Annotated in this window: 14 protein-coding genes; 4 read left to right on the top strand and 10 right to left on the bottom strand. The window is 55.7% G+C overall.

The window, feature by feature from the left end; translation table 11 throughout:
• Position 1: 1 nt before the first annotated feature.
• The 4 genes from sspA to zapE all read right to left on the bottom strand — a co-directional run bounded on the left by sspA (position 2) and on the right by zapE (position 3209).
• Positions 2-640: a stringent starvation protein SspA gene (gene sspA / locus AC236I_RS02535; protein WP_004868218.1), complete on the bottom strand. Its 639-nt coding sequence runs from the start codon at positions 638-640 to the stop codon at positions 2-4.
• Positions 641-954: 314 nt separating this feature from the next.
• Positions 955-1347, bottom strand: a complete 393-nt coding sequence (gene rpsI / locus AC236I_RS02530; RefSeq protein WP_003025138.1) for a 30S ribosomal protein S9 — start codon at positions 1345-1347, stop codon at positions 955-957.
• A gap of 15 nt (positions 1348-1362) precedes the next feature.
• Positions 1363-1791: a 50S ribosomal protein L13 gene (gene rplM / locus AC236I_RS02525; RefSeq protein ID WP_004868222.1), complete on the bottom strand. Its 429-nt coding sequence runs from the start codon at positions 1789-1791 to the stop codon at positions 1363-1365.
• A 290-nt stretch (positions 1792-2081) separates the two neighbouring features.
• Positions 2082-3209, bottom strand: a complete 1128-nt coding sequence (gene zapE, locus AC236I_RS02520; protein WP_004868224.1) for a cell division protein ZapE — start codon at positions 3207-3209, stop codon at positions 2082-2084.
• Between the two features lie 190 nt (positions 3210-3399).
• Here zapE and zapG point away from each other — a divergent pair, with 190 nt between their 5' ends.
• From zapG to degS, 3 genes are all read left to right on the top strand, one after another.
• The gene (gene zapG / locus AC236I_RS02515; protein ID WP_004868227.1) at positions 3400-3798 is read left to right on the top strand and encodes a Z-ring associated protein ZapG; all 399 of its coding nucleotides are present in this window, start codon (positions 3400-3402) and stop codon (positions 3796-3798) included.
• Positions 3799-3970: 172 nt separating this feature from the next.
• Positions 3971-5338: a serine endoprotease DegQ gene (gene degQ, locus AC236I_RS02510; protein ID WP_004868228.1), complete on the top strand. Its 1368-nt coding sequence runs from the start codon at positions 3971-3973 to the stop codon at positions 5336-5338.
• Between the two features lie 87 nt (positions 5339-5425).
• Complete coding sequence (gene degS, locus AC236I_RS02505; protein ID WP_004868231.1) at positions 5426-6484, top strand: outer membrane-stress sensor serine endopeptidase DegS; 1059 nt, start codon at positions 5426-5428, stop codon at positions 6482-6484.
• A gap of 45 nt (positions 6485-6529) precedes the next feature.
• Here the strand turns inward: degS and AC236I_RS02500 are convergent, their stop codons facing one another.
• The 6 genes from AC236I_RS02500 to mdh form a co-directional block, all read right to left on the bottom strand.
• Positions 6530-7552, bottom strand: a complete 1023-nt coding sequence (locus tag AC236I_RS02500; RefSeq protein WP_182952173.1) for an alcohol dehydrogenase catalytic domain-containing protein — start codon at positions 7550-7552, stop codon at positions 6530-6532.
• A gap of 9 nt (positions 7553-7561) precedes the next feature.
• Positions 7562-9010: a sugar porter family MFS transporter gene (locus AC236I_RS02495; protein ID WP_064367926.1), complete on the bottom strand. Its 1449-nt coding sequence runs from the start codon at positions 9008-9010 to the stop codon at positions 7562-7564.
• 170 nt (positions 9011-9180) lie between these two features.
• Positions 9181-10581, bottom strand: a complete 1401-nt coding sequence (locus tag AC236I_RS02490) for a hypothetical protein (protein ID WP_004868237.1) — start codon at positions 10579-10581, stop codon at positions 9181-9183.
• Positions 10582-10599: 18 nt separating this feature from the next.
• Positions 10600-12033: an L-fucose/L-arabinose isomerase family protein gene (locus AC236I_RS02485; RefSeq protein ID WP_325995493.1), complete on the bottom strand. Its 1434-nt coding sequence runs from the start codon at positions 12031-12033 to the stop codon at positions 10600-10602.
• Positions 12030-12929, bottom strand: a complete 900-nt coding sequence (locus AC236I_RS02480; protein WP_032718295.1) for a helix-turn-helix domain-containing protein — start codon at positions 12927-12929, stop codon at positions 12030-12032. The genes AC236I_RS02485 and AC236I_RS02480 overlap by 4 nt, the downstream gene beginning before the upstream one ends.
• Before the next feature lie 246 nt (positions 12930-13175).
• Positions 13176-14114, bottom strand: a complete 939-nt coding sequence (mdh, locus tag AC236I_RS02475) for a malate dehydrogenase (RefSeq protein ID WP_004868243.1) — start codon at positions 14112-14114, stop codon at positions 13176-13178.
• Positions 14115-14529: 415 nt separating this feature from the next.
• On the opposite strand from mdh, the gene argR reads away from it, so the two are divergent.
• Positions 14530-15000, top strand: a complete 471-nt coding sequence (argR, locus tag AC236I_RS02470; protein WP_004868245.1) for a transcriptional regulator ArgR — start codon at positions 14530-14532, stop codon at positions 14998-15000.
• The last annotated feature ends 254 nt before the right edge of the window (positions 15001-15254 follow it).

Here is a 15254-nt window from a genome sequence, read left to right as displayed (position 1 = left end):
GTTAGCCCCGACCGAGACGCATTTCACGCTCGGCTTCAGTTAAAGAAGCGAGGAAGGAATCACGTTCAAAGACGCGAGTCATATAGCCCTTGAGCTCTTTCGCGCCGGCACCAATAACTTCAACACCGAGAACCGGCAAACGCCACAGCAGCGGCGCCAGATAGCAATCAACGAGGCTGAACTCATCGCTCAGGAAGTAAGGTTTCTGAGTGAAGACAGGCGCAATCGCCTGCAGCTCTTCACGCAGCTGTTTACGTGCGGTATCCGCTTGCGCTGCGGTACCGGTCTGAATGGTGTTCATCAACGAATACCAGTCTTTCTCGATACGCTGCATGTACAGACGACTTTCTCCACGCGCGACCGGATAGACCGGCATTAACGGTGGATGCGGGAAACGCTCATCCAGATATTCCATAATGATGCGGGATTCCCACAGAGTGAGCTCACGATCCACCAGCGTAGGTACGCTTTGATTCGGGTTGAGGTCAATCAGATCCTGAGGTGGGTTGTCCTTCTCCACGTGCTCTATCTCAAAACTAACACCTTTTTCTGCCAGCACGATGCGGACTTGGTGGCTATAGATGTCAGTAGGACCAGAAAACAGCGTCATTACCGAACGTTTGTTGGCAGCGACAGCCATGAAAACCTCCAGGTATATTCAGAATTTTTGTACTGCTACCAGCCACGCGTGGCCAGCCAGATGTAAAAACCCCATTCGCGTGAAGTCATTATTGTTTATGCGAAAAAAACAAAAAACGAACAATCACCAGCATTTGGGCAGAAAATTGGATGATAGTTTACCAGATCTTGAAGGCATTGTGGTGAGGGGATTCTGGAAATGCTGAAAAAGTGGTAAGAACAGGCGATTTGCTTGTGGATAACCGCAGGTTTATGCATAAAAAAACCCGCCGAAGCGGGTTTTTTCGCAAATTGTTCTGCGTAAGCAGAAAACAATTAACGTTTGGAGAACTGAGGACGACGACGTGCTTTACGCAGACCGACTTTCTTACGTTCAACCTGACGAGCATCACGGGTAACGAAGCCAGCTTTACGCAGTTCGCCACGCAGGGACTCATCATACTCCATCAGAGCGCGGGTGATACCGTGACGGATCGCACCAGCCTGACCAGAGATACCACCACCTTTAACGGTGATGTACAGATCCAGTTTCTCAACCATGTCGACCAGTTCCAGCGGCTGACGAACTACCATGCGGGCAGTTTCACGACCGAAGTACTGTTCCAGAGAACGCTGGTTGATAACGATTTTGCCGCTGCCTGGTTTGATGAAAACGCGAGCTGCGGAACTTTTGCGGCGACCAGTGCCGTAATATTGATTTTCAGCCATTGCCTATAATCCCGATTAGATGTCAAGAACTTGCGGTTGCTGTGCCGCGTGGTTGTGCTCGTTACCCGCGTAAACTTTCAGTTTACGGTACATAGCACGACCCAGCGGGCCTTTTGGCAACATGCCTTTAACCGCGATTTCAATCACACGCTCAGGACGGCGAGCAATCATCTCTTCAAAGGTCGCTTCTTTGATACCACCGATGTGGCCGGTGTGATGGTAGTACATTTTGTCTTCGCGCTTGTTGCCGGTTACAGCAACTTTTTCTGCGTTCAGAACGATGATGTAATCACCAGTATCGACGTGCGGAGTGTATTCCGCTTTATGCTTACCGCGCAGGCGACGAGCCAGTTCAGAAGCCAGACGGCCCAGAGTTTTACCGGTCGCGTCAACAACATACCAGTCGCGCTTTACGGTTTCTGGTTTAGCTGTAAAAGTTTTCATTAAAAGCTTACCCAAATAATAAGTTACACGTTGGTGAACACCCAAACGTTTAGTCAGTTGAGGTTCACACGACATTGTCCAGCAAACCTACCCCTTCGAATAGCCTATGCCGGCACTATAGAAAGTTTTGGGAAAAAAACCTTCTTGTAACGTGGGGTCGCAAGATTATAGAGAAGTCGGGGCCAAAGATCGACCCCTTTATGTGATTTGAACCTGCTTTTTTCGGCGGCGCGTTGCCGCGCGATATCCTTATGTCATGGCAACACGATGCGCGGGGGAACGCCCGCCAGTTAAGGCATATGCGGGCGTTTCAAATACTCTTCGCTTTGCATTTCCTGCAGGCGCGATAAGCAGCGCTGAAACTCAAACTTCAGCCGCTCTCCCTGATAAATGTCATACAGCGGCACCGCGGCGCTGACAACCAGCTTAACGTGCCGCTCGTAGAACTCATCCACCAGGGCGATAAACCGCCGGGCTTCACTCTCCAGCTGCGTCGTCATCACCGGTACATCAAACAACATGACGGTATGGAACAGGCGCGAAAGCGCGATGTAATCGTGCTGACTGCGCGCGTCCACGCATAGGGTAGCAAACGAGGCCGCCAGCGTCTGGTTTTCGACGCCTAATGTCGGGAGCGGTCGATGGTTAATTTCCAGCGTCGGCGTCTGCTCGCGTTTCGCCCCCGCTAAGGCCAGCCACAGTTTATCCATCTGCTGCTGCGTCTGCGCATCGAGCGGCGACAGCCAAAGATGGGCCTGCGTCAGCGTGCGCAGGCGGTAATCAATACCCGCGTCCACATTCATAATGTCGCAATGCTGTTTAATCGCCTCGATCGCGGGCAGGAAACGGGCGCGCTGCAGGCCGTTGCGATAGAGCTCATCTGGCGGGATGTTCGAGGTAGCCACCAGCGTGATGCCACGCGCAAACAGGGCTTTCATCAGACCGCCCAACAGCATGGCATCAGTAATATCGGAGACAAAAAACTCATCAAAACAGAGAACGTCGGTTTCCGCCTTGAAGCGATCGGCGAGGATTTCCAGCGGGTCGCTGTGTCCCTGCAGGGCCACCAGCTCTTCATGGACGCGCAGCATAAAGCGATGGAAGTGCAGGCGCTGCTTACGATCGCCGGGCAGGCTATGATAAAACAGGTCCATCAGCCAGGTTTTCCCTCGCCCGACGCCCCCCCACATATAGAGGCCACGTACGGCAGCCGTCTCGACGGTAGGTTCACGCTTACCCAGCAGTTTGCCGAATTTTGCCCGCAGGCCGCCGCTTTGCGGCGCCGGAACGGGTTTATTCTGCAGTTCATGATAGATAGTATCGAGGCGGCTTACCGCTTCCTGCTGGACGTCGTCAGGTTGATGGCTGCCCTCTTTGAGAGCTAAAAGGTAACGCGATGTTGGGGACAGGCTTTGCATGATCTAATTGTTATTCCTTGAAAACCGTAATGCTGAAGCTCACGATTGACGAAAAAAAGGCCGTTCTACACTACGCGATGATACGCCAGGATTCCACTTCTGTGGAATTAGCGGTTATAGTGGCACTATCGGGCGCAGGCGGAGAGCCTTACAGCCACCCTACGGAACCACAAAACAACGGGAGATGTACATGACCTGGGAATATGCGCTAATTGGGCTAGTTGTCGGTATCATCATCGGTGCCGTCGCCATGCGTTTTGGCAACCGCAAATTACGTCAACAGCAGGCGCTGCAGTTCGAACTGGAAAAGAATAAAACAGAGCTTGAAGAGTATCGTGAAGAGCTGGTCAGTCATTTTGCCCGCAGCGCTGAACTGCTGGATAACATGGCCGATGATTACCGCCAGCTGTATCAGCACATGGCTAAAAGCTCCAGCAGTCTGCTGCCGGATACCATGGCGGATGCAAACCCGTTCCGCAATCGCCTGGCAGAATCAGAAGCTGGTAACGATCAGGCTCCGGTCCAGATGCCGCGCGATTATTCTGAAGGCGCATCCGGCCTGCTGCGCGGTGGCGCAAAACGCGACTGATTTATCCCTGCCAGCAAAATATTATCCGGGCGCACTCTCTGCGCCCGCCTCAACCCCACATCCCAGCTATTATTTAATCATTGACCGCATTGTTAGCCGGTTGAAAATTCAATAACATCAGGCCATTCGGGACGTTTTTCCATACACCTCAGGTTACGAGAGCCAGCATCTAATGAAGAAACAGACTTTGCTGTTGAGTGCGTTAGCGTTAAGCATCGGGTTATCGTTGTCGGTTTTACCTACGGCGACGGCATCGTTACCCACGCAGGTACCCGGCCAGGGAGCTTTGCCAAGCCTTGCGCCGATGCTGGAAAAAGTGCTGCCCGCGGTCGTGAGCGTACAGGTTGAAGGGACCGCCGCCCCGGCGCAAAACATGCCGGAAGAGTTGAAAAAGTTCTTTGGCGACAATGCGCCGCAGGAGCAGGCTCAGCCTTTTGAAGGTCTGGGCTCCGGGGTCATCATCGATGCCGCCAAAGGCTATGTCTTAACCAATAATCACGTGATCAGCCAGGCACAGAAAATCAGCGTTCAGCTTAACGATGGCCGCGAATTTGATGCGAAGCTGGTCGGCAGCGACGATCAGAGCGATATCGCCCTGCTGCAATTACAAAACCCCAGCCATCTGACGCAAATCGCGATCGCCGATTCCGATAAACTTCGCGTTGGCGATTTCGCCGTGGCCGTCGGTAATCCGTTTGGCCTCGGGCAGACCGCCACATCCGGCATTATTTCCGCACTCGGTCGCAGCGGTCTCAACCTTGAAGGACTGGAGAACTTTATCCAGACCGATGCCTCTATCAACCGGGGTAACTCCGGCGGCGCGCTGCTGAACCTGAACGGCGAGCTGATTGGTATCAACACCGCGATTCTGGCGCCAGGCGGTGGCAGCGTCGGCATAGGCTTTGCCATTCCGAGTAATATGGCGAAAACCCTCGCTCAACAACTGATCCAGTTTGGTGAAATCAAACGCGGCCTGCTGGGAATTAAAGGCATGGAAATGAGCGCGGATATTGCTAAAGCGATGAATATCGACGCTCAGCGCGGGGCCTTCGTCAGCGAAGTCTTACCAAATTCAGGTTCAGCGAAAGCCGGGATTAAGTCCGGCGACGTGATTGTCAGCATGAACGGTAAACCGCTGAGCAGCTTTGCCGAGCTGCGTTCGCGAATTGCCACGACCGAGCCGGGCACCAAAGTGAAGCTGGGCCTGCTGCGCGACGGGAAACCGCTGGATGTCGAAGTCACTCTGGATAAGAGCACCTCGTCTACCGCCAGCGCCGATCTCATCATCCCTGCGCTTCAGGGGGCATCGCTGAGCGACGGTCAGTTGAAAGACGGCACCAAAGGCGTCGCCGTCGACAACGTCGATAAAGGAAGCCCGGCGGCGCAGGTTGGCCTGCATAAGGACGATATTATTATCGGCCTTAACCGCGAGCGCGTGCGCTCTATTGCCGAACTACGTAAAGTGCTGGAGAGCAAGCCGGCTGTCATAGCCCTGAACGTCATTCGCGGTAACGAAAGCATCTATCTGCTGCTGCGATAACACGCCTTTCCGGACATCGCCCGCAGTACGATGTCCGGATAACTCGTGCTATGCTGCGCATGTCCATCCATCAACGATACCGGTATCATGCCTGGAAAGTTTTTACGTTCTGTACTCATTGGTTTGATCGTCGGAGGCCTGCTTCTGGCCGTAATGCCTTCGCTGCGTCAATGGCAACTGTCGACGACGACCCAGTACGATAGCGCGGACGAGTCGCCCGCCAGCTATAATTCTGCCGTTCGCCGCGCTGCCCCTGCGGTGGTCAACGTCTATAACCGCGCGCTGAACGGTACCAGCCATAATCAGCTGACTCTGGGCTCCGGCGTTATCATGGACCAGCGTGGCTACATTCTGACCAACAAACACGTCATCAATGACGCGGATCAGATTATTGTCGCCCTGCAGGATGGTCGCGTTTTTGAAGCGTTGTTGGTTGGTTCTGATACCCTGACTGACCTGGCGGTATTAAAAATTAACGCCAATGCCGGCCTGCCGGTCATTCCTATCAACCCGAAACGGGTGCCGCATATCGGCGATGTTGTCCTCGCGATTGGTAACCCTTACAACCTCGGTCAGACGATTACGCAAGGGATTATCAGCGCTACCGGTCGTATCGGCCTGAACCCGACCGGACGGCAAAATTTCCTGCAAACCGACGCCTCAATCAACCACGGCAACTCCGGCGGTGCGCTGGTGAACTCGCTGGGCGAACTGATGGGCATCAACACGCTGTCATTTGATAAAAGCAACGATGGCGAAACGCCGGAAGGGATCGGCTTTGCGATTCCCTTCCAGCTGGCAACCAAGATTATGGATAAGCTGATCCGCGATGGCCGCGTGATCCGCGGTTATATCGGTATCAGCGGCCGCGAGATCGCGCCGCTGCATGCTCAGGGCGGCGGCATCGATCAGCTGCAGGGGATTGTGGTTAATGACGTTGCTCCGGATGGTCCGGCGGCCCAGGCCGGTATCCGCGCCAACGACGTGATCATTTCGGTGAATGACAAACCGGCGGTTTCTGCTCTCGAAACCATGGACCAGGTCGCGGAAATCCGCCCAGGCTCAGAAATTCCGGTGGTTATCATGCGCGATGACAAAAAAATCACGCTGCATATCGCCGTTCAGGAATATCCGGCAACCAACTAAAGCCCGAGACCGGGCTTTAGCTTTTGACAGTGACGTTAACGTCAATCAGGCGTTAACGTCGATCATCGTCTTAATTTCATTCGTCATCGGGAGCGTCCATGCTTCCTGGGCGCGCGCCAGCGGCAAACGTCGGCTGATCAAAATATCGGCGTTCAGCCTCTGCTCCTCCAGCGCCGCGATAACCGCAGGCCAGGTGAACTTATAGCGCATCACCCCGTGAATGGTGACTTCGCGTTCTATCACCGCTGACATGGGAAAGCCGCCCACCTGTTCACCCACGCCGATCATGATTGCCCGCCCGCCGGAAAGTACGCTCAGACAGGCGTCGTGGCGCACGGACTGTACGCCCGTGCATTCAAGCAGCACGTCATACTGCCGGTCGTTATCGGCCAGAGTACTCAGCGTTTCAGCCCCCAGCTCATGGGCAATTTTGCGCCGCCCCTCCTGAGGCTCAACCAGTACCACTTCCGTGGCGCCCAGCGTTTTAGCGACCTGAACGGCGAATAACCCCACCGGGCCGCCGCCGGTGATTAACACGCGGGACCCCAGACCAATCCGTCCTTTTTGCGCCCCTGCCAGAGCGACTGAAATCGTTTCAACCATCGCCGCCGCGCCGTCGCTAATGGCGTCGCTGATAGCGTGCGCGTTGCCTGACGGGACGCACAGATACTGCTGCATGGCGCCATAGGTACCCGGTACGCCGAAAAACTTCTGCGTCGGACAGATATTATAATTGCCCTGCACACAGTGCCGGCAGCGGCCGCAGGGTACCAGCGGATCCACCGATACGCGCTGCCCGACGCGGTGCGGCGAAATTCCCTGCCCCACCGCCACAATCGCCCCGCCAAACTCGTGTCCCATAATCATCGGCGCGGTAATCATTTCGCTGCCGCAGCGGCCGTCGAAGTAAAAATGCTTATCCGAACCGCACACGCCGACCGAGCCGATTTTCAGCAGCACTTCCCCGGCCTGCGGCTGCGGCACGGCGGTAGTCTGTAGCTCAAGGGTTTCTTTCGCCATCAGGAACAGCGCACGCTGGCTGTCCGGAATATCTGTTTCAAATGCCATAACGACCTCTCAGTCTGAGTTGATTTTATTGAGCAAAACGCCCGAAGAAACGGCATTGCGCGCGTTGAACTGCCCGTTAAGCAGGCTCTGTTCGATATCCTCCAGCGTTCTCCCCCGCGTCTCCGGGGCGTAGCGCCACACGAAGACCCAGGCGAGCGCGTTGACCGCGGCCAGCGCGCCGAACACCAGGCCGATGCCAAGCGCATCGGCCGTGAAATAGAGCAGCAGGGTGACGAGGAAGTTGACCACCCACAGCGCAAACGAGCACAAAGCCGTGCCTTTGCCCCGCACGCCAAGGGGGAAGATTTCGGCGCAGTACAGCCAGGTCACAACCGACAGGCTGCCGCCGTTGAAGGCGAAATATCCCAGCAGGCAGGCCAGCACGATAATTTTATGGCCGTCACTCAGCAGTTCCTGCGCGTGGGCGGACCATGGCAACAGCATCGACATCACCGCCAGCACCACCACCGCGCCGGGCAGGCCAATCAGCATCAGGCGCCGCCGCCCGAGCACGTCCAGCAGCCAAATGCCTAACAGGGTGAATACCGTGAGCACCACACCGATCCCGACGGAGCCGAGGATCGCCACCGACTTGCCAAACTGCGCCATCACCAGCAAGGAAGGGGCGTAATAGATGATGGCGCTGATGCCGGTAGCCTGAGAGAAAATAGCGATGCCCAGACCGGCGACCAGCGCGGGCCGCACCCAGGGCTGGAACAGCTCTCTCCAGCTCGACTGCTGGTCCTGATGCAGCCGCCCTATCTCCTTGACTTCCTGAGCGGCTTCGTGCCCGGTGCGCCCTACGCGGACGAGGATTTCCTCCGCCCGTTTAGGCTGCTGCTTGCCCACCAGCCAGCGCGGGCTTTCCGGCAGATACAGCATCATCACGATAAAAATCACCGCCGGGATAACCGCCAGCCCGAGCATCCACTCCCAGGCGCCGGACGGCCCAAGCAGATAGCCTACGGCGTAGGCCAGCAGCGTGCCGACGCAGATCATCATCTGGAACAGCACGCCCTGAGCGCCGCGCCGATGGGCAGGCGCCAGCTCGGCGATATACATCGGAACAATTTGCGAGGAGCCTCCGACGCCCAGGCCAAGCAGGAAACGCATGACAATCAGCATATTGAGGGAGGTCGCTAAAGCGCAGCCGAGAGCGAATAAAGCAAACAGTATTGAGATGACGATGACGGTTCTGCGCCGCCCCAGACGATCCGAGAGCGGGCCGGTCAGCAGCGCGCCAAATATCGCGCCGAGAAGCGTGGCGGAGGTGACCACCGACTGCATAAAGGCGTTGTCCGCGATGGCGAAATCCTCGCGCAGAAAGAGCAAGGCGCTGGCAATAATGCCCGTGTCGTAGCCATACAGCAGGCCGCCGATGCTTGCCCCGATGGCGACCAGAAAGCTGTAGCGTCTGCCGTGGGCGACGGCCGTGGGAGGGGTCGATAACGTGTTCATATTAACCTCACAAGAGAATAGTCAGGCTCCCCGGGCCAAATTTCGGCAAAGGGAGGCCAGGCGATAGCGGGTATCACAAAAAAGTAAGGATTAAATGGGAGAAAGCGGGCTTCCCACAGGTCGTACGGCGCGCGACAGCAATTGGATCAGGACGATCGTGCGCCTGAAGATCACACCTCGTGGACAGGGATCTTCAACAGCTGCCCAAGTTTATGAAACGCCTGGGCGTGGTATCCCCGTCCCATCGCGCAGTGATGGGTCGGGCCGCAGGCGGACCAGTCATCCACAAAAGCGCGCAGCCCTTTGCGGAAACGGAACAGGGCGTTCGTATCCCCAAGCTGCAGCGTTCTGCCTTCCACCAGCTCGCCCTCGGCCAGCACCAGCATGTACTGACCGTCGGCCCCCTGAGTAACGGAAGCCAGGGTTACCGGCCCGGTGGCCGGAGTGAACTGGGTCAGAAAACCGCTGCCTGGTTTACCGTGGAAGACGGCGCTCATTTTGAGCAGGGATTTTTCATCGGCGATGTCCGGATCGCCCGCCCCGCTGTGCCCGACGATGCAAAGATCCTGATTGAAATCCATCGAATACAGCTCGGTCAGCGTTGCGCTGCCGGCCAGGGATTTCATCAGCGTCAGCGCGATCGCCGTTTTGACGTCGGCCTCAACCGGGCAGGCGATCCCTTGCCGGGTCAGCATGGAGAAGACCGGATTCGATGCGGAGATAATCTGGTGCATATAGCCGCTGGGCTGCACCTCGAAGTGGTTCGACAGCGCAATCAGCCGGTGCTCATCCACCAACCTGCGGGTGGCCAGATAGACCTCAATCATTGAGGTCAGATGCTGCTCATCCAGATCCTCCGGCAGGCGGAAAACCTCTTTCACCTCCCGACCCGCCCGCTCGATGTCGTCCTGGTTAAAGCCGTGGGCAATATTGGCCGCGATATCCTCCCAGTTCAGATGCTTCACGTAGCTGCCGAAGGTGCGGAAAATCTGCGTCTCATCGACGTTGAGATCCATCATCCCCGGATACGGACGGCCAAGAATGCCGATGTTCCCTGACTTCAGGCGACGGCAGGCGTTGGCCGCGTCGCACCACTGGCTAATCTTCTCATCAAGGATCGTATCTCCTTCAAGGTAGCCGGAAACCACCGCAAAAGGATGCTCGAAACGGCGCAGCACGGCGGTCATTTCGGGCAGCCCGGCGCAGGTACAACCTTTGCCCAGCCAGTCGTCGATAGTCAGGGTTCTATCCAGATCCAACGCGGGAACCGACTGGACGTTCAGCAGCACCAGCGTCACGTTGCCCAGCGCGCGCACTACCGGCAACAGGGCCTCGGACGAGGCGTAGGTTGTCAGGTGGCAGAAAATAATATCCACATCTTCCGCCTGAAAGCGCAGCCCCGCCTCCCGCGCTCTTGCCGGATTGTCCACCATGCCTGCGGCAACGACGTCGCGCGGCGAGAATTTCTCCAGCAGCCGCTGATGATGCTCCATCAGTCGCTCTTTCATGCCCGAAAACTGCGGCCAGTACGCTTCAAGACCGATGGCGAAAATACCAATTTTTGCACTCATAAAGGTTCTCCTTTGCGGTTATACAATGCGGGTAGCCGTCACGCCGAGCAGACTGGCGAGCTTTTCAAGCGTCGTACCGTGGTGCCCGATACCGATGGCGCAGTGATGAGCCGCCCCGCCGCGCGACCAGCTTTCGGTGAAGGCCCGGGCGCCACAGGCGAAGCGGTAGCGGCTGTTGGTGTTGCCGATATCCAGTATTTCTCCCGCCAGCGATTCTCCTTCGGCGTACTGCAAAATCACCCGGTTGTTGACGTCCTCCACCACCGACAGGAAGGTGACCGGCCCGTTGCGTACACTCATCTGGATCGAGATCCCTTTGCCGGGCTTACCGTGATAAACCGGCAAAGGCACCAGGCGCACTTCACCTTCAGCCATCGCCGGATGAGCCGGGCCGTCATGCCCCCACAGCACGACATCATCATCGAAATCAATGCCGTAAGGTTCGGCAAACGAGCCTCCGGCCCCGAGTAAAGAGAGAATTTTCATCGCGATAACGTTTTTAACTTCGTACTCCCCGGCAACCGGAATATCCCGCCCGGTAAGCAGCGTGTTGCCCAGAATCAGCGAGGTGACGATATTTTCATTGGCGCTGCCCGGCGTGCCTTCGTAGTAGTACGCCAGCGCGTGCAGTTTGTTTTCCCGGACCAGGTCGTCGAGAGCGACGGCGGTATGCGTTGCCCGCAGCAACTCCCGCTCATCGCAGCTGTCATCGATGACCAGCTTTTCCCTTATTTCCCGCCGTTTCTCTTCTATTTGCCTGTCGGAAACCTGCTCGCGCCAGCTCAGCAGCTCGCACATCTCCAGCGGCTGGAAGCGAACGCCCAGCTTCGCTGAGAGGTTCGTCATGTTGGAATAGACGTCGTACATGCCGTTGTAGTAGTGGCCGAGCACGCCAATCTGCGTCTGCGCCAGCTGCTTTTTCAGCGTCAGCGCCGTCAGCCAGGCGCAGGTTTCCCGCCAGACGTGGGGATCGTTGTGCAATGCTCCGACGATCATTTCCCAGTGGATCCCGGCGCGATTAAAGACGTTCGCCAGTTCCGGCGCGCTGCACGCCTGGCAATGCGCCAGCCACTCGCCGGTGCGCGCCCCGCGATCGGGCAGATCGCGAATCACGCTGTACGGCAACGTCCGCTCCGGCTGGAGGGCCAGGATCAGCACCGGCACGCTAAACTGCTGCACCAGCGGCAGCACGGTGGAGCTCAGGGCATAGGTGCTGATGGCTATCACAATAACGTCCGGGGAAAACTGCCTGAGACGCAGGGCCAGCGCATCGCTTTTCTCCAGCGAATCCACCAGCCCACCGTTCAGCACCGTGAGCGATGGCGCAGAGAGCTGCTCTTCAATCTCCTGCAGGTAGCCCAGCAGGCGCTGTTCGAGGCCGCTGAACTGCGGCCAGTAGGTATTGAGCCCGATACCAAATAGCGCGGTATTAAGCGTGGCGGGTATATTCATAGGTTGTCTCCTGATGAGGATAAATCGTCTGAGAAAGGAAAATGTCCACGTCCCAGACCCCGCGCCTGAAGCGCTCGTCGACAATGGCTGGGAGACTGGTTAAAGCTTTTCTGAAAGATGACCGAGAAATAGTTGCTGTCGCTAAAACCGCTTACCTCCGCCACTTCTGCAATGGAGAGGTCGCTGGTGCCGAGCAGCGTGATGGCGCGGCACAGGCGGCGCTGCATCTGGTAGCGGCTGATGGTCATACCGGTTATCTGTTTGAAAGCGTCGCGTACCGAACGCGGAGAAAGCTGGTGCTGCGCGCAGAGGGATTCCAGCTCAAATCTCTCATTCAGCCGCGAGCCGAGGCTGGCGATGACCAGATCGATATCCTGACGGGCGTGAGAGGCCAGCTTGTCCGGCGCGTAGCGGTGGCGCATCAGCAGAAGCACCAGTTCGAGAAATATCGACTCGCTCAGGCGTAAAGAAACGGGGTCCCGCCTGCCGCACTCGCCGGCCAGGCGCTCGACGTGCTGGCGGATCACTGCCAGCGACTCCCGGGTTAATCGCCAGCTACGGCTTTGCTGGTGGGTTTCCGTGCCGGGCAGCAGATTGTGCCAGTCGGTGCCCAGGCGCAGGCGGTCGCGGCAAAACAGGATGTTGCCCAGCTCGAGGTTATCGACCGACTGGTAGTAATGGCTATCCTGCTGGGTCACATACAGCACGTCACCGTAGGTAATGCGGTACGGCAGCCCGTTCCAGATGTGTAATCCGTTGCCGCGCCAGACAATAACGATTTCGTCAAAATCATGGCGATGCAGGGGGAAGATATCCTGCGGGCAGCGGTGCTCCACCGCCACCGGATGGGCGGCACTCGTGAAGTAATCACTGCGCTTAAGCATTAAGGAGGTCATTTTTTTCCCGGTGATGGCGGCAAGGTGAAATCAATATAAGCCAGTCAAAACCAGCCCCGCCTTAAGAGCCGGGTGGAAATTCGGTCGTAGCGTGACCAAAAAATCAAGAATCAGGAAGGGATTGCCGAAGTTGCAGAGGCGATCACATTTTGATAACAATCAACAGCGCGGGAAGCGGCAGGGGCGTTAAAAACAGCGAGCGGGCAAGGCTGCCCGCTCGTTTATATCATTGGCAAATCAGAACAATTACTTGTTAACAAAATCTTCGCCCAGGGCGATATCTTTCTTCAGCGTATCGAGCATGCCTTCCAGCGCCTGTTGCTCAAATGCGCTCAGCTTACCGAACGACTGACGCTCTTCGATGCCGTTTTTGCCCAGCAGTAACGGTTGCGAGAAGAAACGCGCGTACTGGCCATCACCTTCAACATAAGCGCATTCGACCACGCCTTTCTCGCCCTGCATCGCACGCACTAAGGAAAGACCAAAGCGGGCGGCCGCCTGCCCCATAGAAAGCGTGGCAGAACCGCCACCGGCTTTCGCTTCAACAACTTCGGTGCCGGCGTTCTGGATGCGTTTTGTCAGATCGGCAACTTCTTGCTCGCTGAAGCTCACGCCAGCAATCTGTGACAATAGCGGCAGGATGGTCACGCCGGAGTGGCCGCCAATAACCGGCACTTCAACGTCGGATGCGGATTTACCTTTCAGCTCAGCCACAAAGGTATTTGAACGGATGATGTCCAGCGTGGTCACGCCAAACAGTTTGTTCTTATCGTAAACGCCGGCTTTTTTCAGCACCTCTGCCGCGATGGCCACCGTGGTGTTCACCGGGTTAGTAATGATACCGATGCAGGCCTGCGGGCAGGTTTTCGCTATCTGCTGTACCAGGTTCTTCACGATACCAGCGTTAACGTTAAATAAATCGGAGCGATCCATGCCTGGTTTACGGGCTACACCGGCGGAAATCAGCACCACATCAGCCCCAACAAGCGCCGGAGTTGCGTCTTCACCGGAGAAACCTTTGATTTTTACATCGGTAGGAATATGGCTAAGATCAACCGCCACGCCCGGCGTGACCGGAGCAATATCGTACAACGAGAGTTCTGAACCTGAAGGCAGTTGGGTCTTAAGTAGTAGGGCAAGCGCCTGGCCGATTCCACCAGCGGCGCCGAGGACTGCAACTTTCATCCTAAACTCCTTATTATGGTTAATATAGTCTTTCGTTACTCCGTCGCCTGGACCTTAATTCACAAGATGAACAATTACAATAAGTATGGTTGAAGAATGCGTTCTGGTGCGCAGCGATGCATCCGCTTCGCATTTTCATCCCTGAGACTGACCATCCAGCAAAACGTAGTACCGGATCGACTATTGGTTACAATACACCCAGCTCACTCGGCAAAACAACATCATTCTCATAACATTTAGTTTACTTTTACAGCGATTTACGCGCTGTGATGAAGGCATGTTCCTTAGCAGGGTTATTTGCTAAAATATGCCCCCTTCATAACATTATTTACTTTATCCCCCTGCGGATTATTTGCATAAAAATTCATTACTATGCATAATGATGTTGTTTTTACCACCATAATTTGGGTGACTTATGCGAAGTTCGGCAAAACAAGAAGAACTGGTTAAAGCGTTTAAACTGCTGCTTAAAGAAGAAAAGTTCAGCTCTCAAGGTGAAATCGTCCAGGCGCTGCAGGAAGAAGGTTTCGATAATATCAACCAATCGAAAGTCTCCCGCATGTTGACAAAATTTGGCGCGGTTCGTACCCGTAACGCCAAAATGGAGATGGTCTATTGCCTGCCTGCCGAACTTGGCGTTCCTACGACCTCCAGCCCGCTGAAAAACCTCGTGTTGGATATCGACTATAACGATGCGGTCGTGGTTATCCATACCAGCCCGGGCGCTGCGCAGCTGATTGCTCGCCTGCTGGACTCTCTCGGGAAGGCGGAAGGGATTCTCGGCAGCATTGCCGGCGATGACACTATCTTTACGACCCCGGCCAGAGGCTTCACCGTCAAAGATCTGTACGACGCCATTCTCGTCCTGTTTGAACAGGAACTCTGAGAGCCTCCCCTCTGGTTCCCACCAGAGGGTCTTTTCAAAAATATTGCATTTCTTTAACATTTAGTGTGGTTTTCGGCCTCTATACATACTTTTACCGAATGAACGGGCCAGAAGCGCACAAAATATCAAAATACCCTATCTATATGATTTTAATCGCTATATCAGACTTCTATGGCGAGTAAATGACATTTCTAATTCTTATACGTTATAAAAACGACAATTCTTTGTAATTATTTACTCATACAACCATTAGC

It is taken from the genome of Klebsiella sp. Sb-30 (assembly GCF_057652795.1).
Note: the sequence above shows the minus strand (reverse complement) of the source record. Positions and strands in the feature narration are given on the sequence as shown.